We start from the raw sequence: 2,087 nt of genomic DNA, 5'->3' as shown, positions 1-2,087 counted from the left end.
GCAGCGAGGTGACCGGCAACCTGGGCGAGCTCGAGCCGCTCGCGGTGCGCCTGGGCCYGATCCAGAACACGCTGAAGCCGCGCTTCAGCTCGCCGCAGATCGCGCTGTTCGCGTCCGACCACGGCCTGGCGGTCGACGGCATCAGCCCGGTCGGCCAGCCCTCGACGGCCAGGCTGGTGCAGAACCTGCTGGCTTCGCAGCTGCCGGTGTCGGTGTTCGCGCGCATCCAGGGGCTGGAGCTGAGCGTCGTCGACTGCGGCGTCGCCGAGGCGGTGGCGCCGCACCCGCGGCTGATGGCCCGCAAGATCGCCCACGGCACGCGCAACGCGCGGGTCAATGTCGCGATGACGCTCGACCAGGCGCATGCCGCGATCCGCGCCGGCATGGAGATCGCCGATGCGCTGCCCGGCAACGTGATCGCCTGCGCCGGCGTCGGTGTCGGTTCGCACGAGAGCGCGGCGCTGGTGCTGTCGGGCTTGTCCGGCGAGCCGATCCGCGACCTGGTGTTCGGCGGCCCCGGCGCGCGCGCCGACCACGAAGCCCGGCTGCTGATGGTGCTGCAGGGCGCACAGGGCCGCCACCGCGACGTCACCGACCCGGTCGAGGTGCTCGCGGCCTACGGTGGTTTCGAGATCGCGATGATGGTGGGCGTGATGCTCGTCGCATCGAGCAAGCGCCACCTGATCATGGCCGACGGCGTGCCGGCCTGCGCTGCGCTGATGGTGGCCTCGCGCATCGCGCCGACCGTCACCGACTACTGCGTGTTCTGCCGCAGCCACAGCCATCCCGGTCTCACGCAGACACTGGGCCTGTTCCACGCGCTCGCGCTGCTGGAGCTGGGCATGGAGAGCACCGACGGCACCGGCGCGACGCTGGCATGGCCGCTGGTGCGCAGCGCCGCGGCGCTGTTGACCGAGGTCGCGGAGGGCGAGGATCCGGGGCCGTCGCTGCCGGCGGAGTTCGGTCCGGCGGGCAATTCGGGACCGGGGCGCTTCACCCGCGACTGAGCAAAGCCGGGCCGAGCGCCGGGCCGCCCCAAGCCGGCCCGGATCCCCTCGGGGGATCGGTCGACGTACCCGTCGACCGAGGGGCTGTCATCAGCGCGCCGTTTCGCCTGGTTTCACATAGGGTGCGCGAGGGCGCCCCATGTTGTTGCCGCCCTTCGATTGCGACGTCGGCGGCGGCGGAATGGCGCCCTGCACGGCCGGCATCGGCGGTGCCGGCTGCATCTGCGGCGGTGCGGGTTGCATCGGCGGCGGCGAGGACTGCATCGACGCGGTATCGACCGGCGGCAGGCTGCCGGTCGCCGGCGGCGGCAGCGCCGGAATCTCGAGCACCAGCGCCGGCGTCCCCTGCAGCGGGCCGATCGACGCGGTGCGCAGGCTCACGGTCTGCAGGATCCAGTTCTCGTCGACACGCGCGCCGGCCAGGAACGCCCGCGCCGGCTTGCCATCAACCGCGATCAGTGCGACGCCCGGGGCCGACCCCTCGGGACTGTTCTTCGCCGCCATCACGCCGATCAGCTTGAAGCGGTTGGCGGCCGGCGAGACCTCGGCCACGGCCGCGACCGGCTCGGCACCGAGCAGCCGCGTCAGGTCGCCGCGCAGGCCGACCGAGGTCGCCACCGTCACCGCATTGGAAGGCGCAGGGGTCGGCCGCACGAACAGGCGCATCCCCCAGAACACGATGGATCCGGCCACCAGGGCCCAGATTACGAATGCCGACAATCTCGCAGTCATTCGACGATTATGATTGATCGTTCACCTCCGAACGGTAACGTGATTGTTGCTGACACTCTTATGACCCGAGCCTCTCTTCAAGCCCCGCGTCGCCACCGCGGCTTCACGCTGATCGAACTGATGGTCGTGCTGGTGATCATCGGCGTGCTGGCGGCGCTGATCGTCCCGAACGTGCTGGACCGTGCCGCCGAAGCGCGCGTCACCGCCGCCCGCACCGACGTCAACAACCTGATGCAGGCGCTCAAGCTCTACAAGCTCGACAACCAGCGCTTCCCGTCCGGCGAGCAGGGCCTGCAGGCCCTGGTCGTCAAGCCGACGACCGGCACCATCCCGCCGAACTGGAAGCCC

At 71.0% G+C, this 2,087-nt stretch carries 3 protein-coding genes; 2 read left to right on the top strand and 1 reads right to left on the bottom strand.

Annotated elements, in window-relative coordinates:
• The coding region (locus AC1D15_RS28830) for a nicotinate-nucleotide--dimethylbenzimidazole phosphoribosyltransferase (protein WP_477828715.1) at positions 1–1,007 on the top strand (1,007 nt) is incomplete at its 5' end.
• Between the two features lie 90 nt (positions 1,008–1,097).
• Here AC1D15_RS28830 and AC1D15_RS28825 read toward each other — a convergent pair.
• Positions 1,098–1,739 carry a hypothetical protein gene (locus AC1D15_RS28825; protein WP_477828714.1) on the bottom strand — a complete coding sequence of 214 codons (642 nt, stop codon included), beginning with the start codon at positions 1,737–1,739 and terminating at the stop codon, positions 1,098–1,100.
• 60 nt (positions 1,740–1,799) lie between these two features.
• Here AC1D15_RS28825 and gspG point away from each other — a divergent pair.
• Positions 1,800–2,087, top strand: a 288-nt coding sequence (gspG, locus tag AC1D15_RS28820) for a type II secretion system major pseudopilin GspG (RefSeq protein ID WP_477828713.1), incomplete at its 3' end; no start/stop codon positions are given.

It is taken from the genome of Rhizobacter sp. P2_H2 (genome assembly GCF_056403375.1).
The sequence above is the reverse complement of the archived record's forward strand: the minus strand, read 5'-3'. Positions and strand labels throughout refer to the sequence as shown.

What these genes read in the sequence shown, in the direction of transcription:
- AC1D15_RS28825 (WP_477828714.1), bottom strand. Translation starts at nt 1,739, where the DNA reads ATGACTGCGAGATTGTCGGCATTCGTAATCTGGGCCCTGGTGGCCGGA.